General features: G+C 70.3%; 14 protein-coding genes. 4 read left to right on the top strand and 10 right to left on the bottom strand.

Annotated features, from left to right (window positions below; translation table 11 throughout):
• Positions 1-466: 466 nt before the first annotated feature.
• Entirely contained in the window at positions 467-3,826 is a 3,360-nt protein-coding gene (locus tag ACFWV3_RS38345) for an ATP-dependent helicase (RefSeq protein WP_382418834.1), read from the bottom strand.
• Between the two features lie 98 nt (positions 3,827-3,924).
• Positions 3,925-7,062: an ATP-dependent helicase gene (locus ACFWV3_RS38340; protein WP_382418833.1), complete on the bottom strand. Its 3,138-nt coding sequence runs from the start codon at positions 7,060-7,062 to the stop codon at positions 3,925-3,927.
• A 173-nt stretch (positions 7,063-7,235) separates the two neighbouring features.
• Between ACFWV3_RS38340 and ACFWV3_RS38335 the strand changes: the two genes are divergently transcribed.
• Complete coding sequence (locus ACFWV3_RS38335; RefSeq protein ID WP_382418832.1) at positions 7,236-8,183, top strand: chitinase; 948 nt, start codon at positions 7,236-7,238, stop codon at positions 8,181-8,183.
• Positions 8,184-8,225: 42 nt separating this feature from the next.
• Here the strand turns inward: ACFWV3_RS38335 and ACFWV3_RS38330 are convergent, their stop codons facing one another.
• A complete protein-coding gene (locus ACFWV3_RS38330) occupies positions 8,226-10,304 on the bottom strand; it encodes a putative bifunctional diguanylate cyclase/phosphodiesterase (protein ID WP_382418831.1) in 2,079 nt (692 codons plus the stop codon).
• A 140-nt stretch (positions 10,305-10,444) separates the two neighbouring features.
• Positions 10,445-11,260: an SAM-dependent methyltransferase gene (locus ACFWV3_RS38325; protein WP_382418830.1), complete on the bottom strand. Its 816-nt coding sequence runs from the start codon at positions 11,258-11,260 to the stop codon at positions 10,445-10,447.
• Positions 11,261-11,422: 162 nt separating this feature from the next.
• On the opposite strand from ACFWV3_RS38325, the gene ACFWV3_RS38320 reads away from it, so the two are divergent.
• Positions 11,423-12,736, top strand: coding sequence for a cytochrome P450 (locus ACFWV3_RS38320; protein ID WP_382418829.1), 1,314 nt, complete (start codon positions 11,423-11,425; stop codon positions 12,734-12,736).
• 18 nt (positions 12,737-12,754) lie between these two features.
• Positions 12,755-13,750, top strand: a complete 996-nt coding sequence (locus ACFWV3_RS38315; protein WP_382418828.1) for an alpha/beta hydrolase — start codon at positions 12,755-12,757, stop codon at positions 13,748-13,750.
• Here ACFWV3_RS38315 and ACFWV3_RS38310 read toward each other — a convergent pair.
• A complete protein-coding gene (locus tag ACFWV3_RS38310; protein WP_382418827.1) occupies positions 13,747-15,759 on the bottom strand; it encodes a putative bifunctional diguanylate cyclase/phosphodiesterase in 2,013 nt (670 codons plus the stop codon). The two genes, ACFWV3_RS38315 and ACFWV3_RS38310, sit on opposite strands and share 4 nt — an antisense overlap.
• A 174-nt stretch (positions 15,760-15,933) precedes the next feature.
• Positions 15,934-16,242, bottom strand: a complete 309-nt coding sequence (locus tag ACFWV3_RS38305) for an SAM-dependent methyltransferase (RefSeq protein WP_382418826.1) — start codon at positions 16,240-16,242, stop codon at positions 15,934-15,936.
• Positions 16,243-16,908: 666 nt separating this feature from the next.
• On the opposite strand from ACFWV3_RS38305, the gene ACFWV3_RS38300 reads away from it, so the two are divergent.
• Positions 16,909-17,235, top strand: a complete 327-nt coding sequence (locus ACFWV3_RS38300; protein ID WP_382418825.1) for an MGMT family protein — start codon at positions 16,909-16,911, stop codon at positions 17,233-17,235.
• A gap of 664 nt (positions 17,236-17,899) precedes the next feature.
• Here ACFWV3_RS38300 and ACFWV3_RS38295 read toward each other — a convergent pair.
• Genes ACFWV3_RS38295 through nirB form a run of 4 tightly spaced genes read right to left on the bottom strand, consistent with a single transcriptional unit; the run spans position 17,900 to position 22,414 of the window.
• Positions 17,900-18,550 carry a sirohydrochlorin chelatase gene (locus ACFWV3_RS38295; protein WP_382418824.1) on the bottom strand — a complete coding sequence of 217 codons (651 nt, stop codon included), beginning with the start codon at positions 18,548-18,550 and terminating at the stop codon, positions 17,900-17,902.
• Positions 18,547-19,641 (bottom strand): uroporphyrinogen-III synthase, encoded by a 1,095-nt coding sequence (locus tag ACFWV3_RS38290; protein WP_382418823.1) that lies wholly within the window; start codon positions 19,639-19,641, stop codon positions 18,547-18,549. The genes ACFWV3_RS38295 and ACFWV3_RS38290 overlap by 4 nt, the downstream gene beginning before the upstream one ends.
• A complete protein-coding gene (gene nirD / locus ACFWV3_RS38285; RefSeq protein ID WP_382418822.1) occupies positions 19,638-19,949 on the bottom strand; it encodes a nitrite reductase small subunit NirD in 312 nt (103 codons plus the stop codon). Before nirD ends, ACFWV3_RS38290 begins: the two co-directional genes overlap by 4 nt.
• Positions 19,946-22,414, bottom strand: coding sequence for a nitrite reductase large subunit NirB (gene nirB / locus ACFWV3_RS38280; RefSeq protein WP_382418821.1), 2,469 nt, complete (start codon positions 22,412-22,414; stop codon positions 19,946-19,948). The genes nirD and nirB overlap by 4 nt, the downstream gene beginning before the upstream one ends.
• Positions 22,415-22,511: the final 97 nt, after the last annotated feature.

The following is a 22,511-nucleotide window of genomic DNA, read 5'->3' as shown; positions in this document are numbered from 1 at the left end:
CGCCGAACCTGGCGACGCCTCCGCACGGCTGACCGAGCGTGAGTTGCCTGACCCACGCGAGCCAGACCGAGGGCCATGCCGGGCGCAACCACCCAAGCCGTGCCGCCTGAGCCGCGCCGGCCGAACCTCCCCCGGCCGAACCTCCCCCGACCGAACCTCCGGGGTGCCGTCCGCTCTCGCTCTCACCTCAGCCGCAGCATCCCGGCGAACGCGATCGGCGCCGAGCCTGTCGAGCCACCCGGCTGAGCCCTCCGAGCAAGCCCCGAACCGAGCCCTCCGACTAAGCCCTCCGACCGAGCCTCGACCGAGAGCCTGCCGCTGCCCCCGCGCGCTTCCTTGTCACGCAACGAGTGAGAACGCGTTGAGGTTCCCGCTTATCCACAGGCTACCCACAGCCAGATATCCGCAGGTCAGAAACCCGCACCCTGTGGACAACTCGCGATCATGCGCCAAACGGCCGAAAGGATCAGGTCCCGACCGACCGGATCAGGTCCTTCAGACCCTGCTCGTCGAGCAGGTCCGCGGGCCGCACGGTGTGGTCGTGCCGCACGTAGTGGAAGGCGGCCCGGACCCGCTCCAACGGCTCGCCGACCAGGGCTGCCCAGGCCAGCCGGTAGGCGGCCAGCTGCACCGATAGGGCCGGCAGCGCGTCGGCGTCCGGTACCGCGCCCGTCTTCCAGTCCACCACCGTCCAGCCGTCCTGGTCGCGGTAGACGGCGTCCATGCGGCCTCGGACTGAGATGCCGTCGAACTCCGCCTCGAACGGCACCTCCACGTCGTGCGGGGTGCGGTCGGCCCAGGCGCTGGTCAGGAACGACTCCTTCAGGCGTTCCAGGTCGGCGTCCGGGGCGGCATCGGCGTCGCCGGCTCCGGGGAGCTCGTCCAGGTCCAGGAGGCGGGTGGCGCCGAAGCGGTTTTCCAGCCAGGTGTGGAAGGCGGTGCCTCGGCGGGCCAACGGGTTGGGTGGGAAGGGCAGCGGGCGGCGCAGGCGGCGGGCCAGGTGGTCGGGGTCCTTGGCCAGTTCCACCAGCTGTGAGACCGAGAGGTGGTCCGGCAGGGAGACCTGTTCCCGGCGGTGCATCGATGCCGCTCGTTCGGCGAGCAGCACGTCCACGTCCTTGGCCCAGCCCTCGGGGTCCTCGTCCTCCGGCATCTCGGGGTCGTCCGGGACGAAGTCGTCGGGGAGGGGTTCGGGCTCCGGCGGGAAGTCGTCGTCCGGGGGCTCGTCCGTGGGCGGCGGGTAGTCGTCCACGACCTCTGCGGCCGGCTCGTCCTCGAAGATCAGCGGCAGTGGTTCCGGCGGGGAGTTGCGCAGGGTGTCGAGAGCGGCCAGCACCAGTTCGGCGCCTTCGACCACGGCGTCACGGCGCTTGCCCAGGGGGTCGGCCGGCCAGAGGCGCGTCTTCACGTCCTCTGCCAGCGGGTTCGGGGTGTCCGGCTCGGGTTCGGGGGCCCAGGCGGAGATGTCGCCCGGCGCCGGATCGCTTTGCAGCACCTCGTGCATCTCGCGCAGGAACACCGACGGGCCCTTGGGCTTCTCGCCCGCCTCGCCCCACCAGTGGCCGGACATGAGCAGGCTGTGCTCGGCTCGGGTCACACCGACGTAGAAGAGCCGGCGTTCCTCGACCAGGCGGCGGTCCTCGAACTCGTCGACGTGGATGGCGAGCGCCTCGTCGACCTCCTTTCGGTTGAAGCCCGCGGACAGGCGAAGAACCGGCAGGTCCGCCGAGTCGCCCCTCAGCACGGCGGGCAGCTCGGTCACGGACTTGAGCCAGCACGAGGACTTCTTGCGGCCGGGGAACACGTCGCGCACCAGGTGCGGCAGCGCCACGATGTGCCACTCCAGGCCCTTGGCGGAGTGGACGGTCAGGATCTGCACGCGGTCCTCGGCCACCTCGACCTCGCCGGGTTCGAGGCCGTCCTCGGCGTGTTCGGCGGTGTAGAGGTAGTCGAGCAACGACGGCAGCGTCGCGGACGGGGAGGCCGCGGCGAAGTCCATCACCACGTCGGAGAAGGCGTCGAGGTGGGCGCGGCCGACCATGCCGGGGCGGGACATCGACTCGATGTCGAGCAGCAGCGTGCGTTCCACGTCGGCCACGAGCTCGGGCAGCGGCTGGTCGAGCCTGCGGCGCAACGCCGCCAGCTCGCCGCCGAGCCGCCGGATCCGCCGGTAGCCGTCGGTGGAGTAGGAGTCCGGGTCGCCGGGGTCGTCGATCGCGTCGGCGAGGCCGGCCTGTTCGGCGTGTTCGCCGGGCAGGGCGTCGGCCAGGACGAGGAGCGGGTCGTCCACAACGGACTGTCGTGGTGCGACACCGGCCAGTTCGCGGGCGCGGGACCACAGGGCGGCCAGGTCGACCGCGGCCAGGCGCCAGCGCGAACCGGTCAGCAGGCGGGCGGCGGCGGTGCCGGCCAGCGGGTCGACGAGCACGCGCAGGGCGGACACCAGGTCGCGCACCTCGGGCTCGTCCAGCAGGCCGCCGAGGCCGACGACCTCGACGGGCAAGCCACGTTCACGCAACGAAGCCGCGATAGCCGCCATGTCCGACCGGCGGCGCACCAGCACGGCTGCGGTGGGAGGGACGCCCTCGGCGTCGAGGTGCGCCTCCCACTGCGCCGCGACGTTGTCCGCCAGCCAGTCGAGCTCCTGCCGGATGTCCTCGTGCAACGCCAGCCGCACGTCGCCCGCTCCGGCACCGGGGCGGGCGCGCAGCTCCTCGACGTCCAACCCGGCTTCGCGCAGCGGCAACGACACCGCGTTGGCCAGCTCCAGCACCTCTGGCGGGTTGCGGAAGCTGGTCAGCAGCCCGAACTTGCGGGCAGGCGGGAAGTCGTCGACGAACCGCGGCAGGTTCGCGGCCGACGCTCCGCGCCAGCCGTAGATCGCCTGCGCCGGGTCGCCCACCGACGTCACCGGCATCGGGGCGCCGAGGCCGAACAACGAGCGCAGCAACACGCGCTGGGCGTGGCCGGTGTCCTGGTACTCGTCGAGCAAGACCGCGCCGTACCGCTCACGCTCGCCCGACGACACCTCCTCGAACCCCGCCAGCTGCGCGGCCAGCGACATCTGGTCCGCGAAGTCGAGCGCGGCCTCCTTGCGCTTGCGCTGCTGGTAAGCGTCCAAAAGCGGCAGCAACGCCACCCGCAACCGTTGCGCCGCAACGATCTCGCGCAGCTTCTCCGGCAAAGCGTCCCGCTGCCGAGGCGCCTTGGGGGCGTTCTCGACGAGCGAGCAGAACTCCAGGGCGTGCGCCTCCAGCTGTTCCGGCGTCACGAGGTGCTCACCGAGCTCCCCTGCCAGCGACAGCAGGTACCCGGTGATCGTCGCCGGCACCTTGTCGGTGTCGAGGTCGCGCGCCCACGTCGAGACGACCCGGTGCGCGAGCTGCCACGACGCCGTCTCGGTCAGCAGCCGCACGCCCGGCTCCACGGGCAGCCGCAGGCCGTGCTCGGTCACCAACCGGCCCGCGTACGCGTGGTACGTCAGCACCACGGGCTCGCCGGTCAGCACGGACATCTTGCGCTCACCGCTCGGGTCCAGCTCGTCGAGCAACGACGACCCCGCCAGCCTGCGCAGCCGGGCGCGCACGCGGTCCGCGAGCTGCCGGGCGGCCTTGCGCGTGAACGTCAGGCCGAGCACGCGGTCGGGCTGCACGAGACCGTTCGCGACCAGCCACACGACGCGCGCGGCCATCGTCTCGGTCTTGCCCGCGCCCGCACCCGCCACGACCAGCGCGGGCTGCGCGGGCGCGGCGATCACCTCGGCCTGCTCGGGGGTCGGTCTGTTCAGCCCGAGCGCCTCAGCGATCTCGAACGGGCTGACGGTCACCTGTACATCTTCCTATCCGGACGTCCAGTGCCCGCACCACCCGGGCTGGTGTGTTCGCCGACCGTTCCGCCGCACGATACGTGCAGGTCAACGACCACCTACTCGCTCACCTGCCGTCCGGACGGGTGGACCGGGCAGGTCGTGCGCGCCGGGCACCGGTCGCAGTCGGCGTTCTCCCGCGCCGTGTACCCCGGCCCGAGCACCGACTCGGCGGCTCCCTGGACGACCTCCAGCCACGCGCGGACACCCTGCTCGTCCAGCGGCGCCTGGGTGCGTTCGACGGCTCCTGTCTTCTTGTCCTCCTTCGCGACGTACAACAACCGGGCCCCGCCCGGCTCTGTTCCCAGCCCGATGTGCGTGAAGCCGCCCAGGGACGACGCCAGCTGGTAGACGGCCAGCTGCGGGTGCTCCTGGGTCGCCTCGCGCGACACCGGGCTCTTGCCGGTCTTGAGGTCGATCACGACGGGACGGCCGTCCTCGTCGTGTTCGAGGCGGTCGACCCGGCCGCGGACCTGCAGCCACGGGCCGCCGTCGCGCTTGGGCACCTCGACGACCATCTCCTCCTCGACCGCGACCTGCGTGAGCTGCCCGCGGCTCATCGTCAGCCACGCGAGGAACGTGTCGAGCATCTTCTCCACGCGCAACCGCTCACGACGCGAGAACCAGGGCGCGCCCGCGTCGACAGCGGCCCACGCCTCGTCCAGCTTCACGCGCAGCTGCGCGGAGTCCGCGCCCGAGGCCGCCGCCTGCGCCAACGCGTGGACCAGCGTGCCCGTCACCGACGCCAGCTCGGCCGGGTCCTGGCCGCCGTGCCGCTCGACCACCCAGCGCAACGGGCACTTGGTGATCACCTCGATCGTCGACGGCGTCACGCTGACCTTCTGGTCTTCCGTCCACAGTGGAGCGTCGATCGACACGTCCGCCAGGCCGTACCACGACTCCGGGTGCGCGCCGGGCACCCCGGCCTCGGCCAGCCGGGCCAGCTGGGCTGCCGCGCGGGACCGGCGGTCGGGGTCCTCCGAGTCCGAGCACACCACCCGGCGCAGCTCGCCGACCAGCTCGCCCAGCACCAGACCGCGCTGCGGCCGGTGCAGCTTCCGCTCGTCCTCGGCGGTCGACTCGATCTCGTCGAGGAACCTCGACGGCTGCTCGTCCTCGCCTCGCACAGCGCTGATCAGCAGCTTCGACCGCGCCCGCGAGGCCGCGACCAGCAGCAGCCGGCGTTCCTCCGCCAGGATCGGCGCCACCGCGGACACCGACGGCTCCATGCCCGCCAGCACGTCCACCATGCGTTCGACGCCCAGCACCGTGCCGCGCAGCCGCAGGTCGGGCCAGCTGCCCTCCTGCACGCCCGGTACCGCGACGACCTCCCACTCGCGCCCGGCCGCCGAGTGCGCCGTCAGCACCGACACCGCCTCGCCGGCCGGGGCGGACGCGGCCAGCGTGTCGCCCACGATCCGCTGCGACTCCAGGTAGTCCGCGAACCCCGCCACACCCGAGCCCGGCAACCGGTCGACGTACTTCGCCGCCGCCTCGAACAACGCCACGATCGCGTCGAGGTCGCGGTCCGCCTGCATGCCCGGCATCCCGCGCCGCGACGACTGCGCCACCCAGCGGTCCTGCAGCCCGCTCGCCGTCCACAGGTCCCACAGCACGACCTCGACGGACTTCCCCGCCTCGATCGCCTTGCGCGCCAGCGACAGCAGGTGCGCGATCCGCCGCGCCGGCAACGACTCCGCGTCCTCCAGCGCCGCCAGCCGGTCCGAGGTCTCCACGACCTCGACGAGCAGCTCACCACTCGGCCGATCACCGCCGGCCGCCATCTCCAGCCGCCTCAACCCGCGCCGCAACCGCCGCAACGCCAACGGATCCGCGCCGCCGTAGGACGACGACAGCAACATCGCCGCCGTGTCCTCGTCCAACGACCCCGGCGCCGCGGCCGCTCGCACCAAGGCCAGCAACGGACGCACGGAAGGCTGCTGCGCCAACGGGAACTCGTCCGCCGCCACCGCCACCGGCACCCCCGCCGCGAGCAAAGCCCGTTGCAGCACCGGCAACGACAACGTCGCCGACCGCACCACCACGGCCATCTGCGACCACGGCACCTCATCGGCCAGGTGGGACCGCCGCAACTGGTCCGCCACCCACGTCGCCTCCTGCGCGGACGACGCGAGCAACCGCACCTGCACAGATCCCTCGCCCTCGGCCGGCTCCACCGACCGAGCAGGCGAGGCACCCGGCAGCCGGGCCGCCAGCCGCGCCACCGCGTCGCGCACCTCGGGCAGCATCCGGTGCGACTGCCGCAGCACGACGGTCTCGCCGGACACGTCCCGCAGGATGTCCGGATCCGCGCCGCGGAACGTGAAGATCGCCTGGTCCGGGTCACCGGCGAGGACGAACCGCGCCGCCCCCGATCCCAGCGAGCTGATCAGCGAGTACTGCATCGGGTCGAGGTGCTGCGCGTCGTCGACGAACAGGTACCGCACCCGCCGCCGTTCGGTGAACAGCAGGTCCTCGTCGTTCGCGAACGCCGCGTAGGCCGACGACACCAGCTCCGCCGCGTCGTAGGCCGGCGCGTAGGACGTGGCGGAGTCCATGCCGGACAACAGGTTCACGGCCTCGTACTGCGCCCCGAACCGCCCGGCCGCCACCCACTCGTCGCGCCCGTGCTCCTCACCGAGCTCGATCAGGTCCTCCGGCCCCAGCCCGCGTTCGGCCGCGCGCAGCAGCAGGTCGCGCAGCTCGTGCGCGAACCCCGGCAGCTCCAGCGCCGGCCGCAACCGCTCCGGCCACTTCAGCGCCCCCGACTCGACGTCGCCGGCGAGCAGCTCGCGCACCATCGCGTCCTGGTCGGGCCCCGACAGCAGCCGCGGCGGCGGGTCGCCGAGCAGCACCGCCTGGTTGCGCAGGACCGCGAACGCGTACGAGTGCACGGTGCGCACCAGCGGTTCGCGGATCGCCGAGAGATGGCCGGTCAGCAACTGCGTGATCTGCGCGCGCAACGCCACGGACGCGCGCCTGTTCGCCGTCAGGACCAGCACGTTCTCCGGGTCGGCTCCCCGCTCCAGCACGACGCGCGCGGCCAGTTCGGCGAGCAGCGTCGTCTTGCCGGTGCCGGGACCGCCCAGCACCCGCAGGAAGCCCTCGTGCGCGAAGACCCGCTGGGCAGCGGCGTCCCACCGGGGACGCGGGCGCGTCTCCGGCTTCCTGCGGACCAGCTGGGGTGGAAGTGCCACGACCCGATTTCACCACGCTGCACCGACAAGATCAGCGACGCCCGCCGGACGGAGCAGCACCGTTTTCGACTACCTTCTTGACAGATCGCGGTGGTCTAGTCCATTTTTGAAGTCGATGTGAGCCCCCTCACTGCCAGCTCCGCCGCCCTGGACCGAGCAGTCTTGGAGGACTGATGAAGCGGTTCCTCGTCGGCGCAGTCGCCGCCGCATGCGCGGCGATCATGCTGCCCACGACCGCACAGGCGGCCGTCAACCCCGTGCTCGCGGCGCCCTACCTCTACCAGTGGGGCGGTCAGCCCAACCCCGCCACGGTCATGCAGCAGACCGGCATCAGGTCGTTCACCCTCGCTTTCATCCTCAGCGACGGCACGTGCAACCCGAAGTGGGACGGCACTCGTTCGCTCACCGGGTCGGACAAGACCCTCGTCAACTCGATCCGCTCGGCCGGCGGCGACGCCGTGCCGTCGATCGGCGGCTGGTCCGGCAACAAGCTCGGCCAGTTCTGCAGCTCCGCCAGCGCACTCGCCGGCGCCTACCAGAAGGTGATCGACGCCTACGCGCTCAAGGCGATCGACATCGACATCGAGGCCGCCGAGTTCGAGAACAACACCACGCAGGACCGCGTCCTCGGCGCGTTGAAGATCGTCAAGCAGAACAACCCCGGCGTGCGGACGGTCATCACCATGCCGACCGACCGCACCGGCCCGAACTCGTGGGGCAAGCGCCTCGTCACCCGCGCCAAGGAGCTCGGCGCGCCGGTCGACACGTGGGCCGTCATGCCGTTCGACTGGGGCAGCGGCGGTGACATGGTCGCGCAGACCAAGAGCGCGGTCGACGGCCTCAAGAACCACGTCAAGTCGACGTTCGGGCTCAGCGACGACGCGGCGTACCGGCGCAGCGGACTGTCGTCGATGAACGGCAAGACCGACACCGGCGAGACCGTCACGCCGCAGAACTTCCGCGACATCGTGTCGTGGGCGAACTCCAAGCACCTCTCGCGGGTGTCGTTCTGGGCGGTGAACCGGGACCGCGGCAACTGCGGCGCGATGAGCTCGTCGTGCAGCGGCATCAACCAGCAGACCTACGAGTTCACCAAGGCCCTGGCCGGGTTCACCGGCTAGCAGACCCCTCCGGTGACCGGACGTGACCCCGACCCCGTCCGGTCACCGGAGTCCCAGGCCCCGCAGGAACTCGCCCGGCTCGCTGACCGCGCCGAAGTGGTCTCCCGTGCCGAAGTCCGCGCCCGCGTCCCGCCACCACTCGACCTGCTCCGCGCTGGAGATCCCCTCGACGGCGATCGTCACGCCCGCCTCGCGCAGCAACGGCAGCAGCGCCCTCACGTACGGCGACCGGCGCTCGACCAGCGGGGTCGCCACCCGCACCGACTTCGCCGGCAGCTCCGACACCGCGGCGGGTTCCAGCGGCCCCAGCCCGAAGTCGTCCAGTCCCATGTGGACACCCATGCCCGCGAGCGTCGTCAGGTTGTCGGCCGCGTCGGTCAGCGGCAGCACCTCGGCCGGCACCCCGAGCGCGAGCCTGGCCGGGTCGAGCCCGGTCTCGTCGAGCACGCGCACCACCCGCGTCATCAGGTCCGCGTCGGTCGACTGGTGCGGGGTCAGGCGCACGACGAGCGACCTGTCGAACTGCCCGAGCTTCCGCCACCAGGACGACTGGCCGCTCGCGACCTTCAGCAGCCACTCGCCGAGCGGCAGGATCAGCCCGGTCGACTCCGCGAGCCGCGCGCACCGGTCGTGGTCGAGCACGCCGTGCTCCGGGCTGTCCCAGTGCAGCAACGCCTCGACGCCGGACACCTCGCCGTCGGCCAGCCGCACGATCGGCCGGTACCGCACGGTGATCTCGCCGTTCTCCCACGCGCTCGGCATCGTCACGGCCAGCAGGTGGTCGCGCCGGTCCTCCGCGTCCTGGCCGGGGTGGAAGACCTCCCACTGGCCGCGCCTGCGGACCTTGGCCCTGCGCAACGCCGTGTCCGCCGCGCGCAGCAGGTCGACGGGCTCCGCGTCGCTGCCGGGCCGGTGCACCACACCGGCGCTCACCGACACCGCGAGGCCGTGACCGTCCACATAGGTCGGTTCGAGCAGGTCGTCGTTGACGCTCTTCATGATCGCGCCGATGGTCGGCGTGGCCGCCCTGTTCTCGATCAGCACGCCGAACTCGTCGCCGTCGAACCGGGCGATCATGGCCTTCTCGCCGGCCAGCAGCACCCGCAGCCGCTGGGCGACGTGCTGCAGCAGCCGTTCGGCGATCCGGCCGCCGAAGCTGTTGCTCACCATGCCGAACGCGTCGACGTCGAGGTGCAGCACCGTGATGCCGTGCTCGGGGTCGGCCTTGCGCAGCGCGGTCTCCAGCTGCGTGGTGAAGTACTGGCGGTTGGGCAGGCCGGTCAGCACGTCGTGCAGCGACTGGCGCTTGAGCTCGTTCTGCAGCAGCTCCAGCTCGGTGCCGTCCTCGACGATCACGACGTAGTGGCTGCGTTCGTCGTCCACGCCGCGCAGCAACGACGCCGTGAGCGTCAGCCGCGCCGGTTCGCCGTCGACGCGCAACATCCGCTGCGCCTGCCGCACCCTGCCCGCGGTGCCGGCGGCCAGGTCGGCCAGCGCGGTCCTCAGCACCTCGACGGAACCGGGCGCCACGAGCTCGAGCAGCGACACCCCGGTCAGCTCGTCCGGCGTGTAGCCGAGGATCTCGCCGATGGCCGCGTTCGCCCGCAGCAGCCTGCCTTCGAGGTCGACGATCATCACGCCGTTGCTGGAGGCGGTGACGACCTCGTTGTAGCGGGCCTCGCTCTCCTTGAGGTTCCAGTTGGCGTCGCGCACCGCCTTGAGCAGCGACCGCTGCATGCTCTCCTGCTGGGAGAGAACGGACTCGGTGTTGGCGGCGGTGAACCCGGTGCCGATGGCGCCGACGGTGAGCACGATCCGTTCCGCGTAGCGGTCGACGGGCTGGAACTCCGGCAGCGCGAGCAACCCCTTGCCGAGCACCTCGGCGGTGCAGCGCATGCCGAGCCGGCCGAGATGGCCCAGACCCGCGATCTCGACGCCGATCCGCTCGATCGCGGCGGCGTCGGGCCTGTCCTCGTGGACCAGCGAGCACAACTGGTCGAGCAGCTCACCCAGCTCCCGGTCGAGATCGTCGCGGCCCATCGGAATCGCGACCGCGCCGAGCAGCAGGTAGGACCATTTGCGCGCGAGTGTCAGCCGTGCCCCGGCATTGTCCTGGGGCACGGGTGTGACGTCGGGTATTCGACTCGGGTTGGACATTCGGGAGCGCCTCGCAATGCCTCTGAGGTCCCGGAAGTTTACCCACGCACCGTACGCCCCACTTCAACCGGTAGCGTGAATCGTCGTCACTCGATCGAAATTGCCTATGGTTTACGCGCGACGCCCGCGAACGCGATCCTGTTCACCGCGGGGTCGTCGGAGATATCGCCTGGTCCCATGGGGCGCCATTCGGCGTACTTCACCAGTCCGGGCTCGACGAGCTCGAAATCACCGAAGAACGATTCAATTTCGACGCGGTCGCGATAAGTGACGTCACCGCCACCCGCTTTGCTCATCCTGTCGGTGACGGCACGGGCCTCGTCGTTGACGTGGTCGCCCGCCATGTGCGAGATCGCGAGGTAGCTCCCGCTGGGCAACGCCTCGCGGTAGCGCTTCATCAGGCCCTGCGGGTCCGCGTCGTCCGGCACCCAGTGCAGCATGAACAGCAGCAGCACGCCGACGGGCCGGTCGAAGTCGACGAGCCGGCGCACCTCGCTGCTGGCGAGGATGCTCTCCGGGTCGCGCATGTCGGCCTGCAGCACGCCGACACGGCTGTTACCTGCGACGATGAGCTCGCCGTGAGCCACGGCCACGGGGTCGCGGTCCACGTAGACGATCCGGCAGTCCGGCGCCTCCTCCTGGGCGACCTCGTGCACGTTGGCCACCGTGGGGATGCCGGACCCGATGTCGAGGAACTGGCGCACGCCCTGGTCGGTCATGAACCGGACCGCCCGGCGCAGGAAGGCCCGGTTGAGCCGCGCCGCGCTGCGGGAGTGCGGCATCATCTGCTCGGCCTTGTCGCCCATCACCCGGTCGACCGCGAAGTTGTGCGCCCCGCCGAGGAGGTAGTCGTACACCCGCGCCGCGCTCGGCACGGAGACGTCCACGCTCTGTGGGATCCAGCTCTGCTCGTCGGTCACGGCGACCACCTCTTCGGGTTAGCGGACGCACCAGCTTAGTCATGCACAAAGCGCACACGATTACGCCGCACGTGTGAACACACGCCACCCGATCGGGCACTGTCCTGGTGAACCGAACGACTCATAGGGTAGGCCCCCTCTTTCCCGCGACGAGGAGCGACGATGTCCGTCCCGGTGGCGCCCGGCAGGCTGCCATTCCTCGGGCACTCGTTGTCAATGCTCAGGAAAAGATTCGCGTTCACCGCGAATTTACGATGTCAGGGCGAACTGGTCGAGGTCGACCTCGGACCGTTGCGCGCTTTCTTCGTCACCAGCCCGCGGTTGATGCACCAGGTGCTGGTCACCGACGCGCCGAAGTTCCACAAAGGCCGGATGTACGACAAGTTCCGGCCGTTCGTGGGCAACGGCCTGGCGGTGTCGAGCGGGGCCTTCCACCTGCGCCAGCGGCGGATGATGCAGCCGGCGTTCCACCGCGACCGGATCACCGCCTACGCGGAGATCATGGTCCGCGCGGCGGAAGACCTGGTGGCGGGGTGGCGGCCAGGGGAGGTCCGCAAGCTCGAGGTCGACATGCAGGGTCTGGCGGTCACGATCGTCGGCGAGGCCCTGTTCTCCACGGAGATCGGCGCCAAGGCGATCGACGAGGCCCGCCGGTCCGTGTTCGTGATCATCAGGAACGGCATCCTGCGCGCGCTCTCGCCGGGGTTCGTCGAGAAGCTGCCCATCCCGGCGAACCGGGAGTTCGACGAGGCCATCGCGCGGATGCGCGCGATCGTGCAGGAGGTCATCGCGAGCCGGCGCGACGACGACACCGACCACGGCGACCTGCTGTCGACGTTGCTCGCCGCCAGGGACCCCGAGACCGGCGATCCCATGACGGAGGACCAGGTCTTCGACGAGGTCATCACGCTGCTCACCGCGGGGATCGAGACCACCGCGCTGGCACTGGCGTGGATCTTCCACGAGATCGCCGCCAACCCCGAGGTCGAACGTCGGGTGCTGGCGGAGGTCGACGAGGTGCTGGGCGGGCGCCGGGTCACGATCGACGACGTGCCGAAGCTGACCTACCTCGGCCGGGTGGCGACGGAGGTCCTGCGCAAGTACCCGCTGTGGCTCGTCATGCGCCGCACCGCCGAGGAGGTCGAGCTCGGCGGCGCCCGGCTGGCAGCGGGCACCGAGGTGATCCTCAGCCCGCACACCCTGCACCACGACCCGGCGCACTTCCCGGACCCCGAGCGCTTCGACCCGGACCGCTGGACGCCGGAGCGCGCCAGACAGCTGCCGAAGGGCGCGTTCGTCCCGTTCGGCGGCGGCATCCACCAGTGCATCGGGAACCACTTCGCCCTGACCGAGATCGCCCTCGTGGCGGCGACGGTCCTGCAGCGCCACCGGCTGGTCCCGGACCGGCCCGTGCGCACCAGGTTCACCAATGCGGCCTACCCCAACGACCTGATGATGACGGTCGTCCCCCGCTAGTTGGAGGTTTGTTCCCCCATGCGTTTCCGTCGGCTCTGTGCCGCCGTGCTGCTCGCTGCCCTCATACCCGTGCCGTCCACGGCGAACGCCGCGACGACGTGCGAGGACGTGTACACGCCCGTCCAGTTCGGGCTGATCCAGCAGACGATGTACGGCAGGCTGTGCGTCCCGCAGGGAGCCAGGTCCGTCCAGGTGCTCGTCCCCGGTGGCACGTACACCAGCGGCTACTGGGACATCCCCGTGGACGGCGAGACCCGGTCCGTCACGCGCGCCATGAACGGCGCCGGTGTCGCCACCATGGCCGTGGACCGCATCGGTTCCGGCAAGAGCACCAAGCCGCTCAGCGTCCTCGTCGACGTCCCCAGCCAGGCCCAGGCCGTGCACCAGGTGGTCCAGAACCTGCGGTCGCGGTTCGCGAAGGTGTTAGTGGGCGGGCACTCCATCGGCTCCGCGATCGCGATGGCCGAGGCCGGCACGTACCACGACGTCGACGGCGTGCTGGTCACCGGCATGACGCACCAGTGGGACTACGTCCGCGCCGTGCCCGCGCTGACCAACCTGATCCCCGCCCTGCTCGACCCGAAGCTGAGCCTGCGCGGCCTCGACGTCGGCTACCTGACGACGGCACCGGGCACCCGCTACACCATGTTCCACGCGCCGGGACCGAACATCGCCAGTGTGGTCAGCCTCGACGAGTCCACGAAGGACGTCGTCTCCGCGGGCGAGTTCGTCACCACGGCGCTGATGTCCAACCTGGTGCTGCCCGTGAGCGCCGCGATCGACGTGCCCGTGATGACCGTGCAGACGTCGGCCGACTACTTCTGCGGCACCCCGCCGCTCGGTGCCGACTGCTCCTCGGCGCAGGCGCTGGTGAACTCGGAGAAGCCGTTCTACGGCAGGGCGCCGCGTCTGGACGGCTTCGTCGTCAACGGGTACGGGCACGTCTTCAACTTCGACACCAAGACGGCTGATCGCTACCACGCGGCCGTCGTCGCGTGGCAGCGCACCATCTAAAGCAGGTTCTTCAGCACGTCGCCCGCGTTCTCGGGTGAGCCGAAGCGGGGGCCGATCGCGAGGTCGGCGCCCGCTTCCGCCCACCACTGCGCCTGGTCCTCGGTCTCGATGCCGTCGACGCACAGGTTCACACCCAGGTCGTGCACGGCGGGGATCAGCGCCGCGGACCGCATGTCCTGACGCCGCACCAGGTCCCGGGGCACGAGCACGGACACCACCGGCAGCTCGGTGAGCCACACCAGGTCCCGCGGGCCGAGGCCGAAGTCGTCCAGCGCGATGCGGACTCCCCTGTCCGCCAGCCGTCCCAGGTTCTCCGCGGCACCGGACTCGCCCAGCACGCCGACGGGCATGCTCAGCGTCAGCCGCTCCGGCGGCATGCCGGTCTCCGCGAGCACCTTGGTCACGCGCGACACCAGGTCGGCGTCGGTCGACTGGTGCCGGGTCAGCCGGACGCCGAACTGCGCGTCGAGCTCGCCCCGCTGACGCCACCACTGCGCCTGTCCCGCGGCGATCCTGATGAGCCACTCGCCCATCGGCAGGATCAGGCCCGTCGAGTCGGCCAGCGCGGCGCACCGGTCCGAGAGGTCCCAGTGCAGCACGGCCTCGACGCCCGCCAGCTCCCCGGTCGCGAGCACGCGGACCGGTTGGTAGCACACGCCGACGTCGCCCTGCTCCCACGCGCCCGGCATCACGACCGCCAGTGCGGCGTCGCGCCGGTCCGCGGTGCTCTCGTTGCTGTGGAACAACTGCCACTGCCCGCGCTGGTCCTTCTTGGCCTGCCGCAACGCGAGATCGGCCATGCGCAGCAGCTCCGTGGGCTCGACGTCGGGCGACGGCCGCTCGACCACGCCGGCGCTCACCGAGACGGCGAGGCCGTGGTCGTCGACGAAGACCGGTTCGGCCAGGTCGGCGTTGATCGCGGTCATGATCGTCGCGACGTCCGGTGTGGTCGCGGAGTTCTCGACGACGATGCCGAACTCGTCGCCGTCGAAGCGCGCGACCATCGACTGCTCGCGGGACATCAACGCCCGCAGCCTGCGCGCCACGTGCTGCAACAGCTTCTCGCCCACGCGCCCGCCGAGGCTGTTGCACACCAGGCCGAACGCGTCGAGGTCGAGGTGGAACACGGTGACGCCGAGGTCGGGGTCGGCCCGCCGCAGCACGGTTTCCAGGTGGGTCGTGAAGAACTGCCTGTTGGGCAGGCCCGTCAGCACGTCGTGCAGCGACTGCCTGCGCAGTTCTCCTTGCAGCAGGGCGAGTTCCGTGTCGTCGTCGGCGACCACGAGGACGTGGCTCGGCTTGTTCTCGCCGTCGCGCAGCAGCGACACCGTCAGCGTGACCTTGGCCAGGTCGTCCTCGCCGCGCAGCAGCTGCATCGGCTCGCGCTCGAAGTCGTCTCGTTCGCCGAGGACCTTCTCCATCATCTCGCGGAACACGACGACCGAGTTCGGCGCGACGAGCTCCATGATCCGCGTGCCCTGCTCGGGGCGGCGGCCGAGGATCTCGCCGATGGCGTCGTTGGCCCACACCACCTTGCCGTCGAGCCCGACGATCAGGATGCCGTTGGTCGACGAGATCGCGATGCCCTCGAACTTGGCCTCGCTCTGCCGCTGGTCGCGCTGCGCGTCGTGGGTGGCCTTGAGCAGCGACCGCTGCATGCTTTCCTGCTGGTCCAGGATCACCCGCGCGCGAGCGGCGCTGAAGCCGCACGTCAACGCGCCGATGCCACCGACCACGCGCACGGCGAGCTGGTCTGTTCCGCGGAACTCGTCCAGTGCCAGCAAGCCTTTGCCGAGCACGTCGACGGTCCGCTTGAGGCCGGGCTCGTTGACGTAGCCCAGAGCGACGAGGCGCTCGCCCACCTCCTCGAACGGGGCGGGGTCGAACGTCTCGCCGTGCAGCGCCGCGCACAACGCGTCGAGCTGGTCGCCCAGTTCGGCGTCCAGCTCCTCCCTGCTCAACGCGACCACTACGACGCTGCTGAGCAGATAGCTCCACTTGCGCGCCAAGGCTTCTCGCGCACGGACGGCGGCGGTGTCCCGTGGTGGAGCGGCATCGGGTACTCGGCTCGGATTCGTCATTCCCGTTGCCCTGTATGGGTTGAAGAGTGTCCGGCAGTTTACCTACCGGCAGTCGGCGTCCATTGAGCCAACCGTGTGATACTCCGACACTACAGTGTGGTTTTAGTCCTTACGACCAACGCCAGCGTACAAGAACATGTTCATGGACGCCTCGTCCGAGAAGTCACCTGGCCCGTCCGGGTGCCACTCCCCGCAGCCGACGAGGCCCGGCTCGACCACCGCGAAGTCGCCGAACAGCGCGCTGACCTGCTCGTGCGTGCGCATGTGCATCCGATCCGCGCTCCTGCTGCGGTTCACGACCGCAGCCGCCCCGCCCGCGTTCTCGTCGAGCCGGTCCTCGGTGACGTGCGTCATGACCGAGAAACTTCCGACAGGTAACGCGTCTCGATAGGCGACAACGCGCTTCCGCATTTCCCAGCACGCCCTGCGGGTCACGCATGTCGGCCTGCACGATGGCAGCGTTGTCGTTGTCAGCCAACAACAACCGACCGTTCGCCACGGCGACGGAAGACGAACGAGCCTAGTCACCTGAGCCACGCGCGCACTGAACCATCAGAGTGACGCCGAACCACCCGATCAGGCACTGTCGTCCTCGTCCAAACGGCTCCTAGGGTGATCCGTCCCCGTTCGGCCCAACTCCGCAGGAGCCCGAATGCCCGTCCCGAGCCGCCACGCACGCACTTCGTCACCAGCCCTTCGCTGACCGACGAAGTTCTTGTCTCGCAAGGACGCGATGTTCGACAGTTCCGGCCCTACCTGGGCACAGGGCCGCCGAACGGCGAGGCCCCACCTGCGACAGCGCCGGCTGATGCAACCGGCGTTCCCCGTGAACGGATTGAAGCCGATGCGTCGACGATGGCTCGTGCCGCTGCTCCGCTGGCTGCGAGGCGGCACGAAGACGAGGTCCGCGTCGTCGAGGGCGACAGGCAGGAGCCCGCAGCCACGATCCTCGGCAGGGCGCACTTCTCCACCAGGTTGGGAGAACGCGCCATCGCCGAGGTCCGCCGGTCGATCCTCACGGTGATCCCCAAGCCGTGGTCACCGCCCGGGCCAAGTCGATCTAGCTACACTCGCGGGATGGACGAAGAGATCCACGAGCGGATCCGCGACTTCATCAAGGCCATCCCCCGCGGACGAGTCGCCACCTACGGCGACATCGCAGATCTCGCCAAGGCACCGTCACCACGCCTGGTGGGCCGAATCCTGAACGAGGACGGCCACGACCTCCCGTGGCAACGAGTCCTGAAGGCCGACGGCACCTGCGCCCCGCACCTGCGGGACACGCAACTCCAACTCCTCCACGAGGAGGGCGTGCCGAACCTGGACGGCAAGGTGAACCTGCGCGAGTACCGCTGGGAGGACGCGCGCAAGGAGGAACCGGCGGAGCCACCGGGCCTGTGGTGACGCAGGCAGGCTGACGCAGGGGTCCCCTTCGATTTCAGCTCCCCCGCGACCCAACGTACCCGGGAGGTCTGACACTCAGCCCGAGCCGGGAAAGCCGGGGTGGAGGCGCCGCGTTGGGGGCGGCGGGTGGAGGCGCCGCGCGGAGGGAACGCGCCGGGAAAGCCGAGGCGCGCCGCAACGAGGGTCCGCTAGGACGAGGCGAGGCATCTGCGTGCACCTCAGATGCGCGCGGGCCGAACCCCACAGTGGCGATGCGAAGCGAGCCGAACAGCCCACCGCACCGCCAATGGCGAAGCCGAGGCCCCAAGCGATGCCGAAGGCGAGCAGTAACAACCCCCCACGCACTCGCGACCGCGACGCCGAAGGCGAGCCGTACAGACCTTGCCTCGATGGGTAGCGGTGCACCCACTCGTGGTTTGGCGATTGGGGCTTGACTTTGGGTGCGAGGTGCTACCACTTGTGGATCGGCCGGGTGCGAAGCACCCGGCCTTTTCCGGCCGAACCAGCGCCTCGCAAGGGCCCCGAAGTCAAGCCCCAATCGCAATCGTCGCGGAGCGGCGATGAACCCCAACGCTTCGTCCGAGGTGCACGACCACGCTGGAACAGGCACGGAACCGCATTGGCGACCACGCTGGAACTCGCATGGTGACCACGCCGGCCCCCCTCAAGCAGACCTCAACACCAAAGCCCGACCCGCGAAGTACCGCCGAACCAAAGCCTCAACCACCAACGGATGCGCCCCCACAGGCTCAGCCACCACATCCGCCCCACAAGAACGAAGCACCCCCTGAAACACCCCAGGCGCCAACAACCAGGAAGCAACAACCACCCGACGCCCGGAAAAGCCGGCAAAGCCCCGAACAACATCACCAACCGAAGGCGAAGCAGTAGCCACATACCCCACACCAACCGCCCCGACCAACGAGGCAGCCCGCCGAACATCCCCCAACGCCCGCTCATCAGAAGACCCGGCAGCCCCCAACACCACCACATCCCCAGCCCGGACCCCAGCCTCCCGCAACCGATCCAGAACAGCCGGCACAGCGTCCACCCCCAACGGCGGAGTCACCACCACACCAGCCCGAGACCCGATCTGCGCGGGAATGTCGACCCGAACGTGATACCCAGCAGCCAAGAACACCGGCACCACAACACAAGGTCCGTCCACAACAGACCGAACATCAGGCTGGAGAACGTCCGCATAGGCCACAACCACCGGAACATCCACCAGAACCCGCACCCGATCCGCGATCGAAGCGCACACCGCGACCCCACGAGGATCACGAGTCCCGTGAAACGCCAGAACAAGCTTCACGCAGGCTCCATAGCTAGCCGGTAACCACGCTTGACCACGGTGCACACCATCTGCGGCGACCCCAAAGCGGTCCGCAGCCTCCCGATCGCGGTCTCCACCGCGTGCTCCTCACCGCCAGAAGGCAAGGCAGCCAACAGGTCCTGCCGAGAAACCACCCGCCCCCGAGCGGCAACGAGAGTCCGCAACACGGCCATGGGCGCAGGAGCAACAGGCCGAAGCTCCCCATCGATCACCACGGCGGAAGCACGCATCTCCATCTCCCGAGACGCGATCCGCAACCGAGTGGCACGAGCAGGCAGCTCGACAGCAAGCTCCCGCACCATCGACCCGATCCGGGAACGCACCGGCTGCACAACGGGAATCCCCGCGGCCACCAACGGCCCAGCGGTGATCGCACCGACCCCGACCACGAGAACGTTGCGGCGCAAAGCCTCCACCAACGACGAATGCCGGGCGCCGGCCGTCCGCAAGACTGAAGCCGCAGCAGGCGCGCTGGTGAACGTCAGAGCGTCCACCTGACCACCCAACACCGCCTCGATCAACGACTCCAACGGCCGGATGTCCGCCGGCGGCTCCCAGCGGTACACCGGGATCTCCACGACGTCGGCACCGGCGGCCGCGAGGGTGTTCACGAAGTCCGGCAACGGCTCGCCGTGCAGCTGCACGGCCACGCGCTTGCCGGAGACGCCCATCCGCAGCAGGTACTGCAACAGCTCGGCATTCGACTCCGACTCGGGTGACCACGTCTCGACGAGCCCCGCCGCCCGCACAGCGCCTTTGGCCTTGGGGCCGCGCGGCAGCACGACGGCCGACGACAGGGCGTGGTGCAGGCGGTTGGCCAGGCCCCAGCCCTCGGCGGCCTCGAACCAGCCGCGGAACCCGATCGCGGTGGTGGCCACGACGACGTCCACCGGAGCGGCGACCAGCGCGAGGGTGGCCTCGTGCAGCGACGCGTCGTCGGGCAGCGGCACGATTCGCAGGGCGGGGCCGTGCAGCACCGCGGCGCCCTTGCGTTCCAGCATGGCGATCAGCTCGTCGGCGCGGCGGGCCGCGGTGACGCCGATCGTGAAGCCCGCCAGCGGGCCCGTCACGTCAGCTCCACGACGCCGTCGCGCACGCGCACCTGGTGCACCGCGACGGACACGGACGGCTCGTCCAGGCACTTGCCGGTCGCCAGTTCGAAGGCCTGCTTGTAGACCGGCGACACCACGACCGGGACGCCGCCGCGGTCACCGACGATGCCGCGCGACAGCACCGCCGCGCCGCTGAACGGGTCGATGTTGTCCAGCGCGTGCAGCGCTCCGTCGGCGGTCAGGAACACCGCCACCTGCGAACCGTCGGGGAGCAGGGCCGCGACGCCCTGGTCCGGCCGCAGCACGGCGAAGTCACACACGATCATCTGGCGACCTCCGGGATGCCCAGGGGGACGGGGACGCGCTGACCACGTTCAGCGCGGAACGAGATCGTGGGGTCCGGGGTGCCGGGCGCGTTGACGAACGACGTGAACCGCGCCAGCTTCTCCGGGTCCTCCAGCACGCCGCGCCACTCGTCGGCGTAGTCCGAGACGTGCGACTCCATGGCGGCCTCCAGCTCGGCGCAGATGCCGAGCTTGTCGTCCACCACGACCTCGCGCAGGTGGTCGAGCCCGCCGTCGAGCCCCTCCAGCCACACCGACGTGCGCTGCAACCGGTCCGCGGTGCGGATGTAGAACATCAGGAACCGGTCGATGATCCGGATCAGCTCCGCGGTGTCCACATCGGACACCAGGAGATCGGCGTGGCGCGGGGTGAAGCCGCCGTTGCCGCCCACGTAGAGGTTCCAGCCGTTCTCGGTGGCGATCACACCGAAGTCCTTGCTCCGCGCCTCGGCGCACTCGCGGGCGCACCCGGAGACCGCCGACTTGAGCTTGTGCGGCGACCGCAGGCCCCGGTAGCGCAGCTCCAGCTCGATGGCCAGGCCGACGGAGTCCTGCACGCCGTACCTGCACCAGGTCGTGCCCACGCAGGACTTCACCGTGCGCAACGACTTCCCGTACGCGTGCCCCGACTCGAAGCCGGCGTCGACCAGGCGGCGCCAGATGTGCGGCAGCTGGTCGACGGTCGCGCCGAACATGTCGATGCGCTGACCACCGGTGATCTTCGTGTAGAGCCCGTAGTCGCGGGCCACCTCGCCGATGACGATCAGCTTCTCCGGCGTGATCTCCCCGCCGGGGATGCGCGGCACCACCGAGTACGTGCCGTTGCGCTGCAGGTTCGCCAGGAACCTGTCGTTGGTGTCCTGCAACGAGACCTGCGTCTCGCCCAGGATGTGCCCGTTGCCCAGCGACGCGAGGATCGACGCCACCGCGGGCTTGCAGATGTCGCAGCCGCGTCCGGTGCCGTGCTTCTCGATCAACGAGCTGAACGTCGTCACGCGCGTCGCCCGGACGATCTCGAACAGCTCGGCCCGCGAGTGGCCGAAGTGCTCGCACAACGCCTTCGACTGCTCGACACCGCACTCGGTCAGCAGCCTCTTCAGCATCGGCACGCACGAGCCGCAGCCCGTACCCGCCTTGGTGCACGCCTTCAGCTCGGCCACGTCACAGGCGACCCCGGACCGGATCGCGTCGGTGATCGTCTGCTTGGTGACCGCGTGGCACGAGCAGACCTGTGCGTCCGCGGGCATCTCGACGTCGACGGCACCACCGGGCTGCAGCAGCGCGGCAGGAACTTCCTTGCCCACCAACGGTCGCAGCGACGGATAAGCGGAAGCGTCACCGACCAGCACACCACCGAGCAACGTGCGGGCGTCGTCCGACACCACGAGCTTGCTGTAGGTGCCGGCAACGGCGTTGTTCACCACGACTTCCAACGCGCCCTCGGTGACGGCGTGCGCGTCGCCGAACGACGCCACGTCCACCCCGAGCAGCTTCAGCTTCGTGGACAGGTCGGCACCGGGGAACACCCGCGTGCCACCGGCGATCTGGTCCGCCACGACCTCGGCCATCGCGTAACCGGGCGCGACCAGCCCGTACGCCACGCCCTCGACGGAGGCGCACTCGCCGATCGCGAACACGTGCGGATCGGCCGTCCGGCACGCGGCGTCGACCAGGTAGCCACCGCGCGGGCCCAGCTCCAGCCCCAGGTCGAGGTCGGTGCGCGGCCGGATGCCGGCGCTGAACACCACGACGTCGAGGTCGAGCTCCAGCCCGCTGGCGAGACGAGCGATCAACCGCGACCCGTCGCGTTCGATGGAGGACGCGGAGGTCCCGGTGTGCACGGTCAGGTCGAGCTTCTCGACCAGCCGCTTCAGCAGCCCGGCGCCGCCCTCGTCGACCTGGATCGGCATCAGCCGCGGCGCCAGCTCGACGACGTGCGGCGACACCCCCATGCCGCGCAACGCGTTGGCGGCCTCCAGCCCGAGCAGGCCGCCGCCGAGCACCATGCCGGACCTGCGGCCGGGACGCGAGGCGGCCTCGACGGTGGCGCGGATGTCGTCCAGGTCGTCGATCGTGCGGTAGACGTGGCAGCCGGGCAGGTCGCGGCCGGGCACCGGCGGCACGAACGGCACCGACCCGGTGGCCAGCACCAGCACGTCGTAGGAGACCTCGACCCCGGACGCGCCCACGACGACCCGGCGGGAACGGTCCACCAACACGGCCTTCTCGCCGAGCAGGAGCTCGCAGCCGCTCAACGGTGCCAGCTCCAGGTCCGCGGAGCTCCAGGTGTCCACATAGGACGACAGCGCCACCCGGTCGTAGGCGGGACGGGCCTCCTCGCCGAACACGACGATCCGCCAGGGCGAGTCGCGAAGGATCTCGACGAGCCGGTGGCCGACCATGCCGTTGCCGATCACGACCAGCGTGCCGGGAGTCGTTGCAGCCATCGGGCATCCCTCCTTCCGCCCGGTATGCTCACCGGGCGGCGTGTCATCCCCAGGTCCGCGGCATTTCGCGGGTGTTAAAGGAAACTCTCTGCGCTGA

It is taken from the genome of Lentzea sp. NPDC059081 (assembly GCF_042738015.1).
Taxonomy (GTDB): domain Bacteria; phylum Actinomycetota; class Actinomycetes; order Mycobacteriales; family Pseudonocardiaceae; genus Lentzea.
This window is presented reverse-complemented; position numbering and strand designations above follow the sequence as displayed.

Coding starts and splice junctions, on each gene's coding strand:
- ACFWV3_RS38320 (WP_382418829.1), top strand. CDS start 11,423: ATGTCCGTCCCGGTGGCGCCCGGCAGGCTGCCATTCCTCGGGCACTCG.
- nirB (WP_382418821.1), bottom strand. CDS start 22,414: ATGGCTGCAACGACTCCCGGCACGCTGGTCGTGATCGGCAACGGCATG.
- ACFWV3_RS38335 (WP_382418832.1), top strand. CDS start 7,236: ATGAAGCGGTTCCTCGTCGGCGCAGTCGCCGCCGCATGCGCGGCGATC.
- ACFWV3_RS38315 (WP_382418828.1), top strand. CDS start 12,755: ATGCGTTTCCGTCGGCTCTGTGCCGCCGTGCTGCTCGCTGCCCTCATA.
- ACFWV3_RS38305 (WP_382418826.1), bottom strand. CDS start 16,242: ATGCGGAAGCGCGTTGTCGCCTATCGAGACGCGTTACCTGTCGGAAGT.
- ACFWV3_RS38300 (WP_382418825.1), top strand. CDS start 16,909: ATGGACGAAGAGATCCACGAGCGGATCCGCGACTTCATCAAGGCCATC.
- nirD (WP_382418822.1), bottom strand. CDS start 19,949: ATGATCGTGTGTGACTTCGCCGTGCTGCGGCCGGACCAGGGCGTCGCG.